Origin of the sequence: Pseudomonas sp. NPDC090201 (assembly GCF_044746825.1) — a bacterium.
Classification (GTDB): Bacteria; Pseudomonadota; Gammaproteobacteria; order Pseudomonadales; family Pseudomonadaceae; genus Aquipseudomonas; species Aquipseudomonas putida_AD.
Genome location: NZ_JBIVCX010000004.1, coordinates 289,868 through 308,520 on the forward strand (window position 1 = coordinate 289,868; position 18,653 = coordinate 308,520).

Genomic DNA, 18,653 nt, shown 5'->3' on the forward strand with positions numbered 1-18,653 from the left:
CCTTACTTCTCGAGCGCGGCTTGCGGCGCGCGAGTGGTGGAATGGGTGCTGTGGCCAGCGACGAAAGCGGCGTAGTCAGCTGTGTCATGGCTCTCAAGATCCGCCGCCAGGTGCGGGTGCCGGCCGTGCCTGTCGATCAGATGCTCCACGCCCGACAGTTTGCGCAGGAGCACGTAGAACACCGGGGTGAGCAGCAGGCCGAACAGGGTTACGCCGAGCATGCCGAAGAACACCGCAACGCCCATGGCATGGCGCATCTCTGACCCTGCCCCGCTGGAAAACACCAGCGGCACCACGCCCATGATGAAGGCGATGGAGGTCATCAGAATCGGCCGCAGGCGCAGGCGGCTGGCCTCGATGGCGGCCTGCACGATGGTCCGCCCCTGCATTTCCAGTTCGCGGGCGAATTCGACGATCAGGATCGCGTTCTTGGCCGACAGCCCCACCAGCACCATCAAACCAATTTGGGTGAAGATGTTGTTGTCGCCGTTGGTCAGCCACACGCCCACCAGCGCCGACAGGATGCTCATCGGCACGATCAGGATGATCGCCAGGGGCAGCGTCAGGCTTTCATACAGGGCGGCGAGCACCAGGAACACCAGCAGCACGCTGATCGGGAACACCCACAGCGCCGAGTTGCCCGCCAGCACTTGCTGATAGGTCAGGTCGGTCCATTCGTACTTGATGCCACGGGGAAACACCTCTTTGGCAATGCGATCAACCGCCGCCTGGGCCTGCCCGGACGAATAGCCGGGTGCCGGCCCGCCGTTGATGTCGGCAGCGGTGTAGCCGTTGTAGCGCACGACCATCTCGGGTCCGTAGGTGGTGCTGACCTTGACCAGCGACGACAGCGGCACCATCTCGCCCTTGTCGTTGCGGGTCTTCAACAGGCCGATGCTGTCGGCGGTGGCGCGGAATGGCGCATCAGCCTGGGCCCGCACCTGATACACCCGGCCAAAGGCGTTGAAATCGTTGACGTACATCGAGCCCAGGTAAATCTGCAGGGTGTCGAACACGTCGGTCACCGACACGCCCAGTTGCTTGGCCTTGACCCGATCCAGCTCGACATTGAGTTGCGGCATGTTGATCTGGAAGGTCGAGAACGACGGCCCCAGTTCCGGTGCCTTGGCCGCAGCGGCGAGGAAGTCCTGGGTGATCTTGTTGAGCGCCTCATAGCCCAGCGCACCACGGTCCTCGATCATCAGCTTGAACCCGCCCACCGTGCCCAGGCCGGCCACCGGCGGTGGCGGGAAGACGGCGATGGCCGCGTTCTTGATACCGGCGTACTGAGCATTCAACTTCCCGACGATGGCGGCTGCCGACTCTTCCTTCGAGCGGAACTTGGACGGCTCAAGCACCGGGAACACCAGCGCGCTGCTCGGGGAGTTGGCCAGGCTGACCGACAGCCCCGGAAACTGTGGCAAGTCCCTGACGCCGGGGATGGCCATGGCGATGTCGCCCATTTCATGCACCACTTTGTCGGTGCGATCCAGGGTCGCGCCGCTGGGCAACTGCGCGATGGCAACCACGTAGTCCTTGTCCTGCGCCGGCACGAAACCTCCCGGCACGATCTTGCCCATCCACACCGCTCCACCCAGCAGGATGGCGTAGATCACCAGCATCACCAGCTTGCGGTTGACCACACCGCGCACGCCGCTGCCATAGTGCTCAGAGCCGCGATGGAACACGCGGTTGAACGCCCTGAAGAACCGGCCGAACAGCGCGTCCATCACGCGCGTCAGGCGGTCCTTGGGCGCATCGTGGCCCTTGAGCAGGATCGCCGACAGCGCAGGCGACAGGGTCAGGGAGTTGAACGCCGAGATGACTGTGGAAATGGCGATGGTCATCGCGAACTGCTGGTAGAACTGCCCGGTCAGGCCAGACATGAACGCCAGCGGCACGAACACCGCCACCAGAGTCAGTGCAATGGCGATGATCGGTCCGCTGACTTCCTGCATGGCCTTGTAGGTGGCGTCACGCGGCGACAAGCCGTCGGCAATGTTGCGCTCGACGTTCTCCACCACCACGATGGCATCGTCCACCACGATACCGATGGCCAGCACCATGCCGAACAGCGACAGCGCGTTGATGGTGTAGCCAAAGCCCAGCAGCAGCGCGAAGGTGCCGACGATCGACACCGGCACCGCCAGCAACGGAATCAGCGAGGCGCGCCAGGTCTGCAGGAACACGATCACCACCAGCACCACCAGGGCGATGGCTTCGAGCAGGGTCTGGATCACCGCATGGATGCTGTCGCGCACGAACTGCGTCGGATCGTACTTGATGCCGTAATCGACACTCTCGGGCATGTCCTGCTTGATCTCCTCCATGACCTTGCGCACGTCATCGGAAATCTGCAGCGAGTTGGCGTTGGGCTGCTGGAAGATGATCATCTGCACGGCCGGCTTGTTGTTGAGCATCGCCCGCAGGGTGTACTCGGAAGCGGCCATTTCCACTCGCGCGACGTCCGCCAGGCGGGTCACCGCCCCGCCGCTGGTCTTGAGAATGATGTCGCGAAACTCCTGCTCGGTCTTCAAACGCCCCTGGGCGTTGACGCTCAGTTGCAAGGGCACGTCAGTCAGCATCGGCGCGCCGCCGACGATACCCGCCGCGACCTGCACGTTCTGTTCGCGAATGGCTTTCACCACGTCGGTGGCCGTCAGGTTCAGGCGAGCGACTTTCTGCGGATCGAGCCAGATGCGCATCGAGTAATCGCCAGCGCCCCACATCACCACTTCACCGACACCAGGAATACGTGCCAGCCGGTCCTTGACGTTGATCAGCGCGTAGTTGCGCAGGTAAGTCAGGTCGTAACGCTGATCGGGCGACAGGATACTCACGCCCATGGTCAGCGTTGGCGACGACTTGACCGTGGTCACGCCCAGGCGCTGCACGTCTTCGGGCAAGCGTGGCAATGCCTGCGCCACGCGGTTCTGCACGAATTGCTGGGCCTTGTCCGGGTCGGTGCCGAGCTTGAAGGTGACCGTGGTGGTCAGCTTGCCGTCGCTGTTGGCCAGCGATTGCATGTAGAGCATGTCTTCAACGCCGTTGATCTGCTCCTCGATGGGCGAGGCCACGGTTTCGGCGATGACCTTGGGGTTGGCTCCCGGGTACTCGGCGCGCACCACCACCGAAGGCGGTACGACTTCAGGGTACTCGGCGGTCGGCAGCCTGGTCAGGGCGATTAGGCCGGCAAGCAGCACCAGCACCGAGAGCACGCCGGCGAAGATCGGCCGGTCGATAAAGAATTTCGAAATGTTCATGATGAGTTCTCGTTAGGCCGCAGGCTTGGCAGCACGGCCGACGGCGGCCATGTCCACGCTGTTGACGCGAACCGTGTCGTTGGGACGGGCGCGCTGGATGCCGTTGACGACCACGCGGTCACCGGCCTTGAGCCCCGAGGTCACCACGCGCAACCCCTCATGCAGGTTGCCCAGGGTCACTTCGCGGTACTCGACCCGGTCCTGGGCGCCGACCACCAGCACGAATTTCTTCGCCTGATCGGTGCCGATGGCCGAGTCGTCCACCAGCACGGCATCGAAGGGCTTGCCGCCGCCGACCTTGATCCGCGTGTACAAGCCCGGCAGCAGCGCGCCACTGGCGTTGTCGAAGCGGGCACGAACGCGGATGGTGCCGGACTGGGTATCGAGCTGGTTGTCGATGGAATCGACAGCGCCCTTGCGCGAGTAGCCCTCCTCGTCGGCAAGCCCGAGAGACACAGGCGCCGCACTGCCGGACGCCTGATTCAGGTAGCGCAGGTAAGTCTGTTCATCGACATCGAACGAGGCGTAGATCGGCGACACCGACACCAGGGTGGTGAGCAACGGCGAGGTACCGGCCGCCACGATGTTGCCCACCGTCAGTTCGGCACGGGAAACCCGGCCGGCCACCGGTGCTGTGATGCGGGTGTACGACAGATTGACCCGGGCAGCGTCCAGCGCAGCCCTGGCCACCTTGACGTTGGCCACGGCCTCGCGGGATGCATTCTGTTTCTCATCCAAATCTCGCCGGGCAATGGCGTTCTGTTCAACCAGACGCTGGGCACGTGCGGCATCGGTCGCGGTCCAGGCGGCGCGGGATTCGGCGGCGGCAAGTTGCCCGCTCGCCCGATCCACTTCGGCCAGGTAAGGACGCTCGTCCAGCGTGAACAGCAGGTCGCCCTTCTTCACCAGGGCACCATCCTTGAAGTGCACCGCGACGATCGTGCCGGAAACCAGGGGACGGATGTCGACCTTGTCCACCGCTTCGAGCCGACCGGAATAGCCCTGCCACTCACTGATCGTCTTGAAGACCACGGTGGCCACATCCACTTCGGTCTTTGCAGGCATCACGTCCGAGGCCGCATGGGCCGAACTGACAGGCTCAAGGTGATCGCCATACTTCACGACGATACCGGCGGTGCCGGCCACCAAGAGCGCACTCAACACGACGGATAGCCGTTTGGGATTGGCGTTCATTGACTCTCTCCTGCTCATGAATATCACTGAAAAAACACAAACTGCGGGCGCAACAGTGCCGCTCGGCCATACTGAAAATGTCGATCAGCGCATCGTTGTAAGAACGCGGAAGTCAGAGGCCAGCAACCTGGCAGCCCTGTGAGTCCGCTGTCAGTTGCAACATCTAAAACATGATGTGGGCGGACAACGTGTCGATGTATTCATCGGTCATTCCACTGTCAGCCAGTGCGGCGCACAGCTTGTGGACGTAGTCCGCGTTGCTGCCCATGGGGCCTTCTGCCCGGGCAATGCTGCTGGCGATGGCAGCCACGGTTGAATCGCTTTCATAGAGGGGGTGATCGGGCGCTGCGACAAACACCAGAGCGGTCACTTCGCGGCCATCCTCCAGTTCGATCCGGGTCCAGACCGGCTGGTAGGCTCCGGTAGGCATTTCCCGGATCCACAGCAGCAGCAACTCTTCATCCGCCATCGCCTCGGTCAGGCGAAAGGCGATACCTTGAGTCGAGCCACCCGGTTCAAGCGCCAGCATCCGCCCCGGCAGCTCCGCCGTCGCCCGGCCGGCAATCATCCGCAGGCAGAAACTTCGGTGCCACCCGTGGAGCGTCGCGGCCTGCTGTCCCGCAAAGCTCAACAGCGGGTTCCAGATCAGCGAGCCGTAGCCGAAGATCCAGAAGTCACCCTGATCGGGACGTCGGCTGAGGGTGTCGTGCATGGACTGTTCGATGCGCTCCAGCGTCCACAGGATGCCCTCGGGTATATGTCCGAAGTTCAGCAAGTAGTCACCAGAAGCAATCATCTGTTTGGTCAGCATCGCCTGAAGAGGGATGCCCTGCGTATGCTCGGACATGATGAACTCCGGACCTGTCGGTGGAACGACGCCGTTGCAGCCGTCGTTTACTGGCCTCCACTATGCCCGGATACGTTGAAGCGATAAGCCAGGGATAAAGCGACGCTCTGTATCCCTGAAAGCGACAAATCCAGCGATTTGGTCACGAGAGTCGCGCAAATGCGTGGCGTAAAAGAGTCTGCGGCGACTTTACTCACTGTCTCCCCAGAGGCTACAGACAGTCTCGAACAGCGGTGTTTATCATTGATTTGGCCGAGAACAGACTGTGCTCACCGACCCGATACCCGGGTTCGAATCCACCCTTCGAGGTAGCACAGCATGAAACTCTACATCGCCAACCAGACCTGTTCCCAAGCGGTTCAAATCATCGCCAACGAGCTTGGCCTGGAACTTGAACTGGTGCACTTCGATGTGTTCGGCAAGAGCACTTCCAACGGCGACGATTTCGCGCAGATCAACCCCCTGCTCTACGTACCGGCGCTGGTGTTGAACAACGACCAGCAAGACATCCTGTCCGAAACCATCGTCGTCACCTCGTATCTGGCTGACCAGCATCCGCAAGCCGGCCTGATTCCTGCCCATGGCACGCTGGAGCGCGTGAAGTTCGATCAGCTGCTGACCTTCATCGCCACCGAAATCGCCCAGAAACACATCCCGCTGATGCGCAAACTGCTGACCGAGGAAGGCACCGCCTGGACCCGCGCCAAGCTCGTCACCGCCTATTCTGCGCTGGATGCGCGCCTGGCCGATGGCCGCGCATTCCTGACAGGCGACACCTTCACCGTGGCCGATGCCTATGTCTTCGGCACCTGGTGGCACACCCGCTCCGGGGCGCAGATCGAACACCTGGGACACCTGATGGCCTACAAGGCACGCATGGACGCTTTGCCGTCAGTGCAAAAAGCCTTGAAAGAGGAAGCCGCGCTCTTCGCTGCGCATTCCGAAGCCATCCCTGCATAACTGCGTGCAACACAAAACGGGGCAGTCAATGACTGCCCCGCTTCTGTGTTGCACTTCAGACATCCCTTGCAAAACACCCCATGGCCGTCAATCCCGATACCCGGGCGCAACCCTGTCCAGCATCCGCAACAATGCGGACCAGGCCAGTTGCATGCCGTCCGGGTCGTTGAGCTGGCCTTCCTGGAGTGGCCGTTGCGGGTCGTTGAATTGCCGCTCGGTGTGCGCGCACACCTCATGGGGCGGCAGCACCAGTTGACCGCTGGCTTGTGCGGCCAACTGGATCTCGCAGGCTTTCTCCAGGTAGTACATGCGCAGGAAAGCCTCGCTGACGTTGCGGCCCACGGTCAGCAGGCCGTGGTTGCGCAGGATCATCGCTGACTTGTCGCCAAGGTCCGCTACCAGACGCTGTTGTTCGCTCAGGTCCAGGGCAATCCCTTCATAATCGTGATAGGCAATGCGCCCGTAGAACTCCATGGAAATCTGATTCACTGGCAGCAAGCCACACTCCAGCGCCGCCACTGCACAACCGGCGCGAGTGTGGGTGTGCAGCACGCATTGGGCGTCGTCCCGTGCGCCATGAATGGCGCTGTGGATCACGAAGCCTGCCGGGTTGACCGGGTAAGGCGTCGGCTCCACCGGGTTGCCCGCCAGGTCGATCCGGACCAGGTTGGACGCGGTGATCTCGTCGAACATCAGTCCGTAGGGGTTGATCAGGAAATGATGCTCCGGCCCCGGCAGGCGCACCGAGATGTGGGTGAAGATCAGGTCAGTCATGCGAAAGTGCGCGATCAGCCGGTAACAGGCGGCCAGTTCTTCACGCAATTGCTGTTCGGTTTTCATCGGTACGGGCTCACAATCCGGAGGGTAAAAGACAGCCGCCGGGCCGCCAGGCGACCCGGCACCCCGCGCTACTACTGGCTGGCCCAGGCGTTGAAGCGCTCTTCCAGCTCTTCGCCGTGGTCAACCCAGAAACCAACATTCATCGACAACGCACCCGCCATGTTCTCCTTGGAGGTGGGCACCCACCTGGCCAGTGCCGGATCCAGCTTCGCCGCCGCCAGGGTGTTGGTGGGGCCGTACGGGATCGCTTCGACATAGCGCACTTGAGCGTCGGGCTGGTTGGCGTAGGCTATCAGACGCTTGGCCTGATCGACGTGCCTGGAGCCCTTGATGATCGCCCAGTAATCCATGCCGTACAGGCTCCCCGGCCAGACCACCGCCAGCGGCGCACCGGCCTGCGCGGCGGCAGCGATGCGGCCGCTGTAGGTGGAGGTCATCACCACATCACCGGAGGTCAGCCACTGCGCAGGCTGAGCGCCGGCTTCCCACCACTGGATGTTCGGCTTGAGCTGGCTGAGCTTGGCGAAGGCCCGGTCCACGCCGGCCGGGGTCGCCAGCACCTTGTAGACATCCTCGACCTTGACGCCGTCGGCCAGCAGGGCGAATTCCAGATTGTACACCGCACGCTTGCGCAGGCCGCGCTTGCCGGGGTACTTCTTCACGTCCCAGAAGTCGGCCCATGAGGTGGGCGCCTGGGCCAGCTTGTTGCGGTCGTAGGCGATGGCCACGCTCCACACCAGGGCTGCCGAACCGCACTCCTCGGCCGCATCGGGAATCAACTGATCGGCATGGCCCAGGGCTTTCCAGTCCAGGCGCTCGTACATGCCTTCGTCGCAGCCGCGCATCAGGTCCGGCCCTTCGATCTGCACCACGTCCCAATCGACATTGCCGGTGTCGACCATGACTTTGATCCGCGCCATCTCGCCGTTGTATTCGCTCTGGATCAGCTTGCTCTTGTCCTGGGCGCTGAAGGGCTGGAACAGCGCCAGGTCCTGGGCTTTCTGCCCCGCCCCGCCATAGCCGACCACCACCATGTCCGATCCGGCCTGGGACACGCCCGAGGCCAGGCACAGCAGGACGGCATGCAGGCAAGTCTTTCGTGCGAAAAATCTCATCGCTGAACCCTCTTTGTTGTTGTTTTGAGGTGCCCCCATGAAATGGGAGTGACTGGAAGCTAGCGTCGGACAATTAAAAAAACAAGTTGATTTTTTACTACAGGTACATTTTTATGAGTAAAAAATAACAACACCGGAGCCTGAACCATGTCGACCGCCTTCCCACACCTGTTCGCGCCGTTGCAGATCCGTGGCAAGCGGTTGAAGAACCGCATCATGTCCACCGGCCACGACACCACCATGCCCACCGACAATCTGGTCAACGACCGGCTGGTGGCCTACCACAAGGCGCGCGCCGAGGGCGGGGTCGGGCTGATCGTGTTGCAGGTGGCCGGGGTGCATGAAAGTGCGCGCTACACGTCCCACGTGCTGATGGCCACTGATGACGCCTGCATCGACGGCTATCGGCGCCTGGCTGAGGTCTGCCACGAACAGGGCACGGTGGTGTTGTCGCAGATCTTCCATCCGGGGCGGGAGATCATGGAGTCCAGCGACGGGCTGCTGGCGGTCGCCTACTCGGCGTCGGCGGTGCCCAACGAGCGGTTCCGGGTGATGCCCCGGGAACTGGACCAGGCCATGATCGACGAGATTGTCGCCGGCTACGCAGCGGCTGCGCGGCGCCTGCATCAGGCCGGCATCGACGGCGTTGAAGTGGTCGCCAGCCATGGTTACCTGCCGGCGCAGTTCATCAACCCGCGGGTGAACCGGCGCACCGACGCCTACAACGGCGACCTTGAACAGCGGCTGCGCTTTGTGCGGGAAGTCATCGCTGCGGTGCGCGCCAGCACCGACGAGCAGTTCATCATCGGCCTGCGCATCAGCGCCGATGAACGGGACAGCGAAGGCCTGAGCGAGGACGAATCGCTCAGTGCGGCGCGCGCCCTGCAAACCAGCGTCGATTACATTCACATCGTCGCCGGCACTTCGGCCTCGCTAGGTGGCGCGGTGCACATCGTGCCGCCGATGGCCATCGAGGCCGCCTACCTGGCCCGTGAAGCCGGCACTTTCAAGGCGCATCTCGACATCCCGCTCTTCGTCACCGGCCGGATCAACCAGCCCCAGGAGGCCGAGCTGATTCTGGCCCGGGGCCAGGCGGACGTGTGCGGCATGACCCGGGCGCTGATCTGCGACCCGCAGATGCCGAACAAAACCGACACCGGTCATGTGGAGGACGTGCGCGCCTGCATCGCCTGCAATCAGGCGTGCATCGGGCATTTTCATCGCGGCCTGCCGATTTCCTGCATCCAGCACCCGGAAACCGGCCGCGAGGAACAGTTCGGCCGTCTGGCACCGGCCAGTGTTCGTCAGCGGGTGATGGTGGTCGGTGGCGGCCCTGCCGGCATGAAAGCCGCCGCCGTCGCCGCAGCGCGAGGGCATCAGGTGACCCTGTATGAAGCCAATGCACAACTGGGCGGCCAGGTCCTGCTCGCGCAATTGCTGCCCCGGCGCAGCGAATTCGGCGGCGCCAGTACCAACCTGCAGCGCGAGATGCAACTGGCCGGCGTCGAGGTCGTGCGCAATACCCGGGTCGATCGTGCGCTGGTCGAGCGAGAGCGACCCGACACGGTGATCGTCGCCACCGGGGCAGAACCCTACTGGCCGGCCTTCGAGCGTGGCGGCGAATTGCAGGTGATCGACGCCTGGCAGGTGCTGCGCGACGAGGTCAAGCCTGGTCGCTCGGTGCTGGTGGTCGACTGGCGCAGCGACTGGATCGGCCCCGGTATCGCCGAGCGTCTGGTGCGCGCCGGGCATCAGGTGCAACTGGCGGTCAACGGCACCCACTGCGGTGAAGCCCTGCCCTTGTATGTGCGTGACCAGATGGCGGGCGAACTGCACAAGCTGGGCATCCCCATCACCCCTTACGCGCGCCTGTATGGGTGCGACGACCATACGGTCTACCTGCAACATACCGCCAGCGGCGAGGCGATGATCTTCGAGGACATCGACACCCTGGTCCTGTGCCAGGGCCATCAGTCCGTGGATACACTGGCCGGGCAGATCCAGGACCTGGCCCGGGTGGTCCGCATCGGCGACTGCCTGGCACCACGTACCGCCGAAGAAGCGATCTATGAGGGGTTGAAGGTCGCCGCCAGCCTGTGACCCTGTTTATACTTCGGCACTTTGCACGGCCGAGCGGAACGCCTGATGACCAGCATCAAATCCAGAACACCCGGTTCCGAGGACGGCAGCGCTGCACCGCAGTTTCTCGGAACCCGGATTCGCGGCCTGCGCAAACGCCGTGGCATGACCCTGGCCGAGCTTGCCGAACAGAGCGAGCTGACCGCCGGCTACATCAGCCAACTGGAACGCAACCTGTCCTACCCCTCGATCCCGGCGCTGTTCAACATTGCCCGCAGCCTGGGCGTGACCATCCAGTGGTTCTTCGCCAGCGAGGCCGTGACCGCCCCCGAAGACGAAGGCTACGTGGTGCGCAAGAACAGCCGCCTGAGCGTGCACTACGAAGACGGCATCGTCGACCAGTTGCTGACCCCGCAACCCAACCGCGAACTGGAAATCCTCCACTCGCGCTTCCCTCCCGGCACCTACAGCCAGACCAGCTACAGCCATGAAGGCGAGGAAGCCGGCTACCTGCTCTCCGGCACCTTCGAGTTGTGGGTGGGAGAGCGGTATTTCCAGCTGAACGAAGGCGACAGTTTCAGCTTCTCAAGCCAGGAACCCCATCGCTACGGCAACCCCGGCGACGTGGACGCCGTGGTGATCTGGGTGATTACGCCGCCGACCTTCTGAGCCGACGGATCCCCGAGCAGCATGGGTTTCTCGAAGCGCAGCGCCTGGGCGTGATCTTCGTAGAAGTCATCGACAGTGGCAAAGCGCTGATAGCCATTGCTCTCGTACAGGCGGATGGCGGCAGGGTTGTCGGCGCGCACTTCCAGACGCAGCCGCGCACAACGTCGCCCAACCGCGCAGTCTTGCGCCTGTTCCAGCAGACGTTGCCCCAGGCCGTGACCTCGGCACTGCGGACTTACGGCAATCGAATACAGACGCGCATGCGGGCTGCCCCTACGAAACAGCACCAGGGCGTAGCCGACGAGAGATTCCTGGACAACGGCGACGATCAGGCTGGCATTGGCCCGGCTGAGCATCCAGCGAAAGTGGCGCGGGCGCAATCGGTCCAGGGTGAAACATGCCTGCTCGAGCGCAACCAGATCATCGACATCGTCGGTCGATGCAAAGCGAAAATCAAAAAGCATGGCAACACCGTAATGTTTGAGTAACGAGACGGGACACACGCAGATGCCCGTGATTTATTGAAGCGGCCTGTTCTTCAATAGAGATCGATTACTCATGTCAGCGGTGCTAGCCAAGGTGCACGAAGTATTGGATAAATCCGAGCGTTCCACAATCACCCCGAGCGAGGAACCTCCCAGTCGCAAGCCGGCGGGCAACCGCTTGCTGATCCTCGTCGAACGCAAGGAAGACTGGGCAGACTACCTGCCCAGCGAAAGCCTGATGCTCGCTCAGGATTACCTTGAGCACAGTGACGAATTCCCTCACCGCACCCAGGTCATCAACCTGTGCCGTCACTACAAATACCTGGGGCAAGGCTACTACTGCTCGTTGCTCGCCGAGGCCCGGGGACACAAGGTTTTTCCGTCGGTGCGCACCATCAGCGAACTGGCGCGCAAAGCGCTGTACGGAGTCGGCCTGGATGACCTCGAGCGCACCCTGGAGCGGGCGCTGGCCAACCACCCTTATGGCCAGACCGAAGCGTTTACCCTCTCGTTGTATTTCGGCAAGGCGTCCATTGCCCCGTTGCAGGAGATCGGTCGCCAGCTCTTTGAAGCCTTCCCCTGCCCCATCCTGCTGGTGGAGTTTCGCCGTGGCGAAACCTGGCAGATCGCCGGAATCAAGGCCGGTGCCCTGCACAGGCTGCGGGACGAACAGCAGCATGCCTTCGCCGATGCCCTCGATGCCTTCAATCGCCGGACCTGGCGGCAACCGGCCTCGAAACGGGTTGCCCGCTACGACCTGGCGATCCTGCACGATCCCCACGAAGCCCTGCCACCGTCCAATCCGCTGGCGTTGCAGCGCTTTGTCGAGACCGGCAGGCAACTGGGTATCGATGTCGAGCTGATCGAGAAAAAAGACTACGCACGCCTCGCCGAATTCGACGCGCTGTTCATCCGCGAAACCACCCGGGTCGACGACCACACCTACCGCTTCGCCAAAAAGGCGGAAAGCGAGGGTTTGGTGGTCATCGATGATCCATCGTCCATTCTTCGCTGCACCAACAAGGTGTACCTGGCCGACCTCTTGAAGCGGCGGGGGCTGGGCATGCCCGCCACCGAAATCCTCTACAAGGACCGGCCTCAGGAGCTGGAACAGGCAGGCCGGCGCCTGGGCTTTCCGCTGGTACTGAAGATTCCGGACGGCTGTTTCTCCCGCGGGGTGATCAAGGTCGCCGATGCCCAGGCGCTGTCGGCTGCGGCGCAAGAGTTGTTCGAGCACTCGGTGCTGTTGCTTGCCCAGGAATATTGCTACACCGAATACGACTGGCGGGTCGGCGTGCTCAACGGTGAGGCGCTGTACGCCTGCCGGTATTTCATGTCCAAGGGGCACTGGCAGATCTACAACCACAAGGCCGTGCCCGGCGAGGTCAACGGGCTGTGCCAGGCCGTGCCGGTGGATCAGGCCCCGGCCGAGGTCATCAAGCTGGCGCTGGACACCGCCCGGCTGATCGGTGACGGCCTGTACGGCGTCGATCTCAAGCAGGCCGGCGACCGCGTGCTGGTCATCGAGGTCAACGACAACCCCAACCTGGATGCAGGCATCGAAGACGCCGTGCTGGGGGATGAGCTGTATCGGCGCGTGTTGCATGCCTTTACCCAGAGACTGGAACTCAAACACCGTGGCCAGGCGCTCTAGCAGATGATCGAAGGTTACGGCATCCAGTCCGGCGCCCTGCAGCAGGCGCCCCAGGACAAGGCAAGTGTGTGGCTGTGCGTTGCACCTGATGCAGCCGAGCAGCGGGTGTTGCAGGGGTCTCTGGGGATCGGTGCCCAGGCGCTTGAGTCTTCGCTGGATCCGGATGAGGTCGCACGGATCGAGATAAAGGCCAATCATCTGTTCCTGATCTGGAAGCGCCCGGAGAGTTTCGATGGCCGGGCGTTCAACGTCTCCTCGTTCGGCGTGGTGCTGAGCGAACAGCGGCTGGTGGTGATCTGCGCCAGCAACTCGCTGTTATCCAGCCTTGCGAGTGAGACGGCGCTCAAGGGCCCGCTGGATGTGCTGATGGCCCTGCTCGCAGAAAGCGTTCATCACTATCTGGGGCACCTGCGGGTGGTCAAACAGGTGGCTCGGGAGATTCAGCAGCAATTCACCCGAACCATGGACAACCAGCAACTGGCGCAGATGTACAACCTGAGCGAAAGCCTCGTGTACTACGTCAACGCGATTCAGAGCAACGGTGCGGTATTGAACCTGCTGCGAAGCCACGGTCAGCGGCACGGTTTCAGTTCGAGCCAGCTCGACGCGCTGAACGATCTGGTCATCGAAAACGAGCAGAGCTACCAGCAGGCGAGGATCCACGCCAAGGTGTTCGCGAACCTGATCGAGTCCCGCGGGAATCTTGCAAACAACGGCATGAACCTGGCGCTGCGCAAGCTCACGTTGATCAACGTCGTGTTCCTGCCGCTGAACCTGATCGCGGGCATCGGCGGGATGTCCGAATTCAGCATGATGACATCGGGCGTGCCCTGGTGGTGGTCATTCCCGGCACTGATTGCCGGCATGACGCTGCTTGGCGCGGCAATGGTCGTCGCGCTGCGCAGGATGGCCTGACGCAGCGCTTCTGGGGTTTTCCAACGTACGTGGATTCAGGGAGTAGACAATGCAAGCTTCAAGTATCGGCTTGTTAATGCTGATAGGGATCGCCGTAGTGGGCAGCCTGATAAGCCTTTTGGACCACCGTTCTCAACTGACGGCCGCCGAGCCCGAAGCTGCGACCAAGGAAGAGCCTGTCCAGCCGGACAGTGCCCTTCCCTGACATCGTCACGGCTACAGTGAGGTGCTAGTCAGGCTCACAGCACCTTCAGCACAATCTTGCCGATGTGATCGCCGTCTTCCATGCGTTGGTGCGCCTTGCTGGCTTCGGCCAGCGGGAACACCCGGTCGATGATCGGCAGGCACTGGCCCTGGCTGAGCAACGGCCAGACATTGGCCTGCACCGCCCGGGCGATTTCGGCTTTTTCTGCGGCGCTACGCGAGCGCATCATCGAACCGGTCACAGAGGCCTGTTTGTCGATCAGCGACAGCAGGTTGAAATCCTTCACCGAGCCGCCGCCCAGGAAGCCGATGATCACCAGCCGGCCACGGCGTGCGAGGGAAGCCACGTTGCCGTCGAAATAGCTGCCGCCCATGATGTCGAGGATGACGTCCACGCCTTTGCCTTGGGTCTTTTCGGCGATGACCTTGGCGAAGTCGGCCTCACGGTAGTTGATCGCCTCGGCCCCCAGGGCGCGAATCTGCTCGCATTTTTCTTCACTGCCCGCGGTCGCGAATGCCTTGATGCCCAGCGCCTTGCACAGCATCAAGGCGGTGGTGCCGATGCCGCTGGTGCCGCCGTGGATCAGCGCGGTGGCGCCTTCGCGGGCCTGGCCCAGCTCGAACAGATTGGCCCACACGGTGAAGAAGGTTTCCGGGATGGCAGCGGCCTGGATCATGTCCACGCCATCGGGAATCGGCAGCACCTGAGTCGCGGGCACAACGCAATATTCCGCGTAGCCACCGCCATTGGTCAGCGCACAGACCTTGTCGCCGAGGTTGAATCCGGATACCGCCGAACCGATCCCGACCACCTCACCCGCCACTTCCAGGCCAGGTACCGGGCTCATGCCGGGCTTCATCGGGTACTTGCCGGCCCGCTGAATCACATCAGGACGGTTGATCCCCGCCGCGTGCACCTTGATCAACACCTCGTGCTGATCGGGCTGGGGAACGTCGGCCTGCTGCAATTGGAGCACCTGCGGCCCACCGGGTTGGGTGATCTGGATGTAGTTCATGCGAGCTGGATGACTCATGGGAATACCTTTTGTGAACAGTGAGTGCAGGCTTTGACATCAGCCCGTTGAAGGCATTCAGCATACTGACTCTGCTGCGTGCAATAATGCAGCGATTCGTCATTATAGCGATGCATAAGTGCATCACCTGGAGCTGATATGAATTGGGACGACGCCAGGTATTTCCTGGCCGTGGCGCGCATCTCGACGTTAAGGGGCGCGGCTCGGGCGCTGAACGTAGACCAGGCCACCGTCGGGCGGCGGATCGTGGCCCTGGAGCGGGCGCTGAAAGCGACGCTATTCCTGCGCACCTCCGACGGCTATGCCCTGACCACGGCAGGAGAAGCCGCGCTGGATGCCGCCGAGAAAATGGAGCAGGCAGGCAACGAACTGCAACGCCGCATCGAAGGACTGGATGAGCGGCCAACGGGCCTGGTGCGCATTGCATCCACCGACTCCCTGGCCGTGGAATTCGTGATTCCGGCGATTGCCCGTCTGCATGAGGTGTACCCGGACGTCAGGGTGGAAATCAAAGCCGGCACCGACATGCTGAACCTGGCCAAACGCGAAGCCGATATCGCCCTGCGCACCATCAAGCCCGACAACCCGGACTTGCTGGTGCGTCGGCTGGTCAGTTGGCCGATCGGGCTGTTCGCCTCACGCCAGTACCTCGACAAGAGAGGCACGCCCAAGCCCGGCAGCGGCTTTGCCGGCCATGACATCGTCGCCTTCCAGGCCCACGTCGATGCCGGCGAGCGCTACAACGTGGCGCAGGAATCCACCCAGAGCGCGCGCCTGGTTGCCAGCGCCAACAGCAGCCTGCTGGTGCGAACGGCGCTGGCAGCGGGACTTGGCCTTGGAGAAATCCCGATCCACATGGGCGAGCGCGACGGGCTGGTACAGGTGTGGCCCCACCAGACCCGCGCGCAGACCTACGACGTTTGGCTGGTGACCCACAAGGACCTGCGCCATACCGCACGGGTCAGCAAGGTGATTGATTACCTGGTGATGGCGTTTGAATCTTCAGCCGGCCTGTCGCAGGTCTGAAAGACTGCACCCGCTGACCATAGAGATTTCAAGCGATCAGCACCCATAATTTCACTCAGGGCGCGGCCAACCATAAGTACCCGTTTGGAGGTTTTTCCATGAGCCATTTTTCCGGCAGGCCAGGTGCGGGGCATCGCGGCTCGGAACGCGGAATCTACACCGACCTGCGCAGGCAGATAGAGGATGGAACTCTGGCAGCCGGTCAGAAGCTGCCGTCGACCCGGGCGCTGGCGGCGGAGCTGTGCGTGTCTCGCACCACGGTAACGGCTGCTTACGAACAATTGGCCGCAGAAGGGTTCGTGCAGACTTCGTCCGGCAAGGCCGCCCGGGTGATGGCCGTGGCGGGTGCATCGTCCAGCGCCGCGAAGGCCAGTTCGACGCTGCCCAGGGAAACGGCGCCCGTGCTGTCCCGATATGCTCAGCGGGTTGCTGCCATGCAGCCGTACCGCATGGCCTACGCCCAGGCACGCATCGACTTCAGGTTTGGCGCGATCGTTTCTGGAGATTTTCCAGCCCTGAGCTGGCAGCGGGCTTACCGCGACGAGTTGATCAAGCGCCAGCCTGGCGGCTATCACAGCGTGCCTGAGGGCGAGACGCGGTTGCGCACCGCGTTACAGGGTTACTTGCGGCGAGCACGAGGCCTGACCTGCGATCCGCAACAGATTCTCGTGGTTCACGGTTCGCAGCAGGGGCTGGACCTGTGCGCCCGCCTGCTGCTCAACCCAGGGGATGCGTTCGTCTTCGAAGACCCCGGCTATCGCATGGCCAGGCAGTGCTTCGAGGCCACGGACGCGACCCCGCTTCCCATTGCCGTAGACACGTCAGGGCTGGATACCCGCTGCCTGCCAGACAGTGATCAGGTGCGATTGGCCTACGTCACGCCCTCCCATCAATTCCCGATGGGTGCGGTGCTTCCCATTACCCGTCGTCTTGAGCTGCTGGCCTGGGCGAGTCGCAATCGCGCCTGGATCATCGAAGACGACTACGGTGGCGAGTTTCGCTATGGCCAGCGCCCCATCGATGCGCTGCAATCCACTGACACGGACGGTCGGGTGATTTACGTCGGCACGTTTTCGAAAGCACTGACACCGCAACTGCGGCTAGGGTATCTGGTGCTTCCCCGCGAGCTGGTGCAGGTGTTCCGCGAGGCCAAGCGTCTGACCGATCGCCACTCGGCGAGCTGGGAACAGAATGTCCTCGCCTCGATGATAGAAAGCGGCGCCTATGAGCGTCATGTTCGCCGGCTGCGACGCGAGAACGAACGACGCAGGAAGGCGCTGCTCGAAGCGGTCGAGGCGCATCTGGGAGGGATCAGCGAGCTGCGCGGCATGGCTGCCGGGCTTCATGGCGTACTGCGCCTGCCGACACTCAGTGCCAGGCACGAGGCCTCGTTGCAGGCCGCCTTGCTTGAACGCGGGGTCGGCGTGTATCCCCTCTCCCCGCTGTTCGCCACACCTGTCTCGCCTGACTGCGAACGCCCCGCCGCACTCATCCTGGGCTATGCAGGGCTGACGCCGGAGCAGATCGAGGAAGGCGTGCGCATCCTCGCAGCGGTGGTTCGCGACCATCTGGCCCAAGGGGATCAGCCAAGGTAGCCGCTGATACCATCCCACAGCAGCTTGAGCGCTGTGACCACCAGCAGCCCATAACAGGCGCGGTACATCTGGCGCTGGTCCAGGCGGGTGTGAAGCCGCCAGCCCAGCCACACGCCACAGGGAACCGCCAGCAGGCAAACGCCGGTCAGGCTCAGCACGTTGCCGGTGGGTCTTGCGAGCAGCAGCCAGGGCCCGGCCTTGAGCAGGTTACCGACGGTGAAGAACATGCTCGTGGTCCCGGCGTAGACCTGCTTGCTCAGCCCAAGCGGCAGCAGGTAAATCGCCAGCGGCGGCCCGCCGGAGTGAGCCACCATCGTCGTGATCCCGGAAGTGATCCCGGCGGCCACCGCCTTGCCCGAAGAGCGCGGCTGCACCTTGACCTCCCCGCCCGCCCTGAACCACAGGCCGACAAACACCAGGGTCACCGCCGCCATCACGATAGCGATGGCCCGATGATCGAGCACGCGAAACAGCAGAAAGCCCACACCGATCCCCAGCACAAGCCCTGGGACCAGACGGAACAGATCCGGCCGCGACCATGTCGAAGGTTTCCAGTAACGCAGGCTGTAGACATCCATGGCGACGAACAGCGGCGCCAGCAGGCCGCCGGCGGTGATCGGGTCCATCACCAGCGAAAGGATCGGAATCCCGACAATCGCAAAGCCACCGCCGAAAGCGCCTTTCATGAAACAGATCAGAAAGACGCCGGCGAACGCGACGATCAGGGTGACGGCAGTCAGTTCCAAAGGGGACTCCTTTCGTTTCAAGGCTGT

Annotated in this window: 16 protein-coding genes and 1 pseudogene; 9 read left to right on the forward strand and 8 right to left on the reverse strand. The window is 62.8% G+C overall.

All coding sequences use genetic code 11. The features are described 5' to 3' along the window. Positions 1-2 precede the first annotated feature (2 nt). Positions 3-3,263 carry an efflux RND transporter permease subunit gene (locus ACIPOO_RS15400; RefSeq protein ID WP_400608347.1) on the reverse strand — a complete coding sequence of 1,087 codons (3,261 nt, stop codon included), beginning with the start codon at positions 3,261-3,263 and terminating at the stop codon, positions 3-5. A 12-nt stretch (positions 3,264-3,275) separates the two neighbouring features. Then, positions 3,276-4,457 (reverse strand): efflux RND transporter periplasmic adaptor subunit, encoded by a 1,182-nt coding sequence (locus tag ACIPOO_RS15405; RefSeq protein WP_400608349.1) that lies wholly within the window; start codon positions 4,455-4,457, stop codon positions 3,276-3,278. Positions 4,458-4,473: 16 nt separating this feature from the next. Here ACIPOO_RS15405 and ACIPOO_RS15410 point away from each other — a divergent pair, with 16 nt between their 5' ends. Beyond that, a complete protein-coding gene (locus tag ACIPOO_RS15410; RefSeq protein ID WP_400608351.1) occupies positions 4,474-4,599 on the forward strand; it encodes a hypothetical protein in 126 nt (41 codons plus the stop codon). Between the two features lie 21 nt (positions 4,600-4,620). Here ACIPOO_RS15410 and ACIPOO_RS15415 read toward each other — a convergent pair whose 3' ends face one another. Then, a complete protein-coding gene (locus ACIPOO_RS15415) occupies positions 4,621-5,304 on the reverse strand; it encodes a gamma-glutamylcyclotransferase (RefSeq protein ID WP_400608353.1) in 684 nt (227 codons plus the stop codon). A gap of 318 nt (positions 5,305-5,622) precedes the next feature. Between ACIPOO_RS15415 and ACIPOO_RS15420 the strand changes: the two genes are divergently transcribed. After that, positions 5,623-6,264, forward strand: a complete 642-nt coding sequence (locus ACIPOO_RS15420; protein WP_400608355.1) for a glutathione S-transferase C-terminal domain-containing protein — start codon at positions 5,623-5,625, stop codon at positions 6,262-6,264. A gap of 87 nt (positions 6,265-6,351) precedes the next feature. Here the strand turns inward: ACIPOO_RS15420 and ACIPOO_RS15425 are convergent, their stop codons facing one another. Together ACIPOO_RS15425 and ACIPOO_RS15430 are read right to left on the reverse strand one after the other, a co-directional pair. Further along, on the reverse strand, positions 6,352-7,104 hold the full coding sequence (locus ACIPOO_RS15425; protein ID WP_400608357.1) for a class II aldolase/adducin family protein: 753 nt from the start codon (positions 7,102-7,104) through the stop codon (positions 6,352-6,354). Positions 7,105-7,175: 71 nt separating this feature from the next. Further along, positions 7,176-8,219: an ABC transporter substrate-binding protein gene (locus tag ACIPOO_RS15430; RefSeq protein ID WP_274131192.1), complete on the reverse strand. Its 1,044-nt coding sequence runs from the start codon at positions 8,217-8,219 to the stop codon at positions 7,176-7,178. A 147-nt stretch (positions 8,220-8,366) separates the two neighbouring features. Here ACIPOO_RS15430 and ACIPOO_RS15435 point away from each other — a divergent pair, with 147 nt between their 5' ends. Both ACIPOO_RS15435 and ACIPOO_RS15440 read left to right on the forward strand, forming a co-directional pair. Then, a complete protein-coding gene (locus ACIPOO_RS15435; protein ID WP_400608359.1) occupies positions 8,367-10,319 on the forward strand; it encodes an FAD-dependent oxidoreductase in 1,953 nt (650 codons plus the stop codon). A 45-nt stretch (positions 10,320-10,364) separates the two neighbouring features. Then, positions 10,365-10,967: a cupin domain-containing protein gene (locus tag ACIPOO_RS15440; protein WP_274131196.1), complete on the forward strand. Its 603-nt coding sequence runs from the start codon at positions 10,365-10,367 to the stop codon at positions 10,965-10,967. A 5-nt stretch (positions 10,968-10,972) separates the two neighbouring features. On the opposite strand, the pseudogene rimI reads toward ACIPOO_RS15440, so the two are convergent. Further along, positions 10,973-11,431: pseudogene (gene rimI, locus ACIPOO_RS15445) on the reverse strand (ribosomal protein S18-alanine N-acetyltransferase); the annotation flags it as partial. A gap of 94 nt (positions 11,432-11,525) precedes the next feature. On the opposite strand from rimI, the gene ACIPOO_RS15450 reads away from it, so the two are divergent. From ACIPOO_RS15450 to ACIPOO_RS15460, 3 genes are read left to right on the forward strand one after another with little or no spacing between them, the layout of a single operon-like run. Continuing rightward, positions 11,526-13,106 carry a RimK family protein gene (locus tag ACIPOO_RS15450; protein WP_400608362.1) on the forward strand — a complete coding sequence of 527 codons (1,581 nt, stop codon included), beginning with the start codon at positions 11,526-11,528 and terminating at the stop codon, positions 13,104-13,106. Between the two features lie 3 nt (positions 13,107-13,109). Further along, positions 13,110-14,021 carry a magnesium transporter CorA family protein gene (locus tag ACIPOO_RS15455; RefSeq protein ID WP_274131201.1) on the forward strand — a complete coding sequence of 304 codons (912 nt, stop codon included), beginning with the start codon at positions 13,110-13,112 and terminating at the stop codon, positions 14,019-14,021. 49 nt (positions 14,022-14,070) lie between these two features. After that, positions 14,071-14,226 (forward strand): hypothetical protein, encoded by a 156-nt coding sequence (locus ACIPOO_RS15460; RefSeq protein WP_400608364.1) that lies wholly within the window; start codon positions 14,071-14,073, stop codon positions 14,224-14,226. A 34-nt stretch (positions 14,227-14,260) separates the two neighbouring features. On the opposite strand, the gene ACIPOO_RS15465 is transcribed toward ACIPOO_RS15460, so the two are convergent. After that, positions 14,261-15,259, reverse strand: coding sequence for an NAD(P)H-quinone oxidoreductase (locus tag ACIPOO_RS15465; RefSeq protein ID WP_400608366.1), 999 nt, complete (start codon positions 15,257-15,259; stop codon positions 14,261-14,263). Positions 15,260-15,397: 138 nt separating this feature from the next. On the opposite strand from ACIPOO_RS15465, the gene ACIPOO_RS15470 reads away from it, so the two are divergent. Both ACIPOO_RS15470 and ACIPOO_RS15475 read left to right on the forward strand, forming a co-directional pair. Next, positions 15,398-16,285: a LysR family transcriptional regulator gene (locus ACIPOO_RS15470; RefSeq protein WP_400608368.1), complete on the forward strand. Its 888-nt coding sequence runs from the start codon at positions 15,398-15,400 to the stop codon at positions 16,283-16,285. A 98-nt stretch (positions 16,286-16,383) separates the two neighbouring features. Next, positions 16,384-17,880: a PLP-dependent aminotransferase family protein gene (locus ACIPOO_RS15475; RefSeq protein ID WP_400608370.1), complete on the forward strand. Its 1,497-nt coding sequence runs from the start codon at positions 16,384-16,386 to the stop codon at positions 17,878-17,880. Here ACIPOO_RS15475 and ACIPOO_RS15480 read toward each other — a convergent pair. Next, positions 17,868-18,626, reverse strand: a complete 759-nt coding sequence (locus ACIPOO_RS15480) for a sulfite exporter TauE/SafE family protein (RefSeq protein ID WP_400608372.1) — start codon at positions 18,624-18,626, stop codon at positions 17,868-17,870. The two genes, ACIPOO_RS15475 and ACIPOO_RS15480, sit on opposite strands and share 13 nt — an antisense overlap. Positions 18,627-18,653 lie beyond the last annotated feature (27 nt).

Coding starts and splice junctions, on each gene's coding strand:
- ACIPOO_RS15400 (WP_400608347.1), bottom strand. CDS start 3,263: ATGAACATTTCGAAATTCTTTATCGACCGGCCGATCTTCGCCGGCGTG.
- ACIPOO_RS15405 (WP_400608349.1), bottom strand. CDS start 4,457: ATGAACGCCAATCCCAAACGGCTATCCGTCGTGTTGAGTGCGCTCTTG.
- ACIPOO_RS15410 (WP_400608351.1), top strand. CDS start 4,474: ATGAATATCACTGAAAAAACACAAACTGCGGGCGCAACAGTGCCGCTC.
- ACIPOO_RS15415 (WP_400608353.1), bottom strand. CDS start 5,304: ATGTCCGAGCATACGCAGGGCATCCCTCTTCAGGCGATGCTGACCAAA.
- ACIPOO_RS15420 (WP_400608355.1), top strand. CDS start 5,623: ATGAAACTCTACATCGCCAACCAGACCTGTTCCCAAGCGGTTCAAATC.
- ACIPOO_RS15425 (WP_400608357.1), bottom strand. CDS start 7,104: ATGAAAACCGAACAGCAATTGCGTGAAGAACTGGCCGCCTGTTACCGG.
- ACIPOO_RS15430 (WP_274131192.1), bottom strand. CDS start 8,219: ATGAGATTTTTCGCACGAAAGACTTGCCTGCATGCCGTCCTGCTGTGC.
- ACIPOO_RS15435 (WP_400608359.1), top strand. CDS start 8,367: ATGTCGACCGCCTTCCCACACCTGTTCGCGCCGTTGCAGATCCGTGGC.
- ACIPOO_RS15440 (WP_274131196.1), top strand. CDS start 10,365: ATGACCAGCATCAAATCCAGAACACCCGGTTCCGAGGACGGCAGCGCT.
- ACIPOO_RS15450 (WP_400608362.1), top strand. CDS start 11,526: ATGTCAGCGGTGCTAGCCAAGGTGCACGAAGTATTGGATAAATCCGAG.
- ACIPOO_RS15455 (WP_274131201.1), top strand. CDS start 13,110: ATGATCGAAGGTTACGGCATCCAGTCCGGCGCCCTGCAGCAGGCGCCC.
- ACIPOO_RS15460 (WP_400608364.1), top strand. CDS start 14,071: ATGCAAGCTTCAAGTATCGGCTTGTTAATGCTGATAGGGATCGCCGTA.
- ACIPOO_RS15465 (WP_400608366.1), bottom strand. CDS start 15,259: ATGAGTCATCCAGCTCGCATGAACTACATCCAGATCACCCAACCCGGT.
- ACIPOO_RS15470 (WP_400608368.1), top strand. CDS start 15,398: ATGAATTGGGACGACGCCAGGTATTTCCTGGCCGTGGCGCGCATCTCG.
- ACIPOO_RS15475 (WP_400608370.1), top strand. CDS start 16,384: ATGAGCCATTTTTCCGGCAGGCCAGGTGCGGGGCATCGCGGCTCGGAA.